Below are 941 nucleotides of genomic sequence, written 5' to 3' on the forward strand. Positions count from 1 at the left end.
AGGGTGTCAGGAAGTTTGTGTGTGAGGCTCTGATCTAGAAGGAGTTTCACCGATAATGACTACGGTGTCACCGAAGAAAAACCATGACCCGGCGAGGGTCAACGAGATCAGCGAGAAGCTGATGGAAAATCCTGAGCTCGCCAGCCTGATCAGCGAGCTGTCGACCACTGCTGATGATGCCAGCGAGCTGGTCAAAGGCTTGTTGCAGGCATCGATCAACGCTGGTCTTAAGGCAGAGATGGATGCGCATTTGGGCTATAGCCATTCCGACCGCAAGGCCAAAGCCCAGGTGGAAACCGCGCAGGAGAGCAATCACCGCAACGGGTCGTACACCAAGACCGTCAATTCTGGCTACGGCGCGGTGGAAGTGACCGTGCCCAGGGATCGTGCCGGCACGTTTACTCCCCGGATGGTACCCAAGGGCGCACGCCGGCTCACAGAACTCGACGACATGATCGTCTCGCTCTACGCCGGCGGGATGACAGTGCGCGATATCCAGCATCACCTCGCGACCACCCTTGGGGTGGATATGAGCCCGGATACGATCAGCACCATTACCGATGCGGTGTTAGACGAGGTCATGATCTGACAAAACCGCCAGCTCGACGAGTTTTACCCGGTGATCTTCCTCGACGCGCTACGCGTGAAAATCCGTGACGGCCACCGCGTGGTCAACAAAGCCTGCTATATGGCGGTTGGTGTCGACATGGACGGCATCAAGCACATCCTGGGATTGTGGATCGCCGACAATGAAGGCGCTGCATTCTGGGCATCGGTGTGCGCGGATCTGGCCAACCGCGGTGTCCAGGACGTGTTCATTGTGTGCTGCGACGGGCTCAAAGGCTTGCCGGAAGCCGTGGAGGCAACCTGGCCGAATTCCATGGTGCAGACCTGCATTGTGCACCTGATTCGGGCTACGAACCGGTGGGTGTCGTATCAGG

At 58.1% G+C, this 941-nt stretch carries 1 pseudogene; it reads left to right on the forward strand.

Annotated features, from left to right (window positions below):
• Positions 1–55: 55 nt before the first annotated feature.
• Positions 56–941, forward strand: a pseudogene (locus CZ338_RS00010) (IS256 family transposase); the annotation flags it as partial.

The sequence above is a fragment of the Corynebacterium urinipleomorphum genome, from assembly GCF_900155535.1.
GTDB classification, from domain to species: Bacteria; Actinomycetota; Actinomycetes; order Mycobacteriales; family Mycobacteriaceae; genus Corynebacterium; species Corynebacterium urinipleomorphum.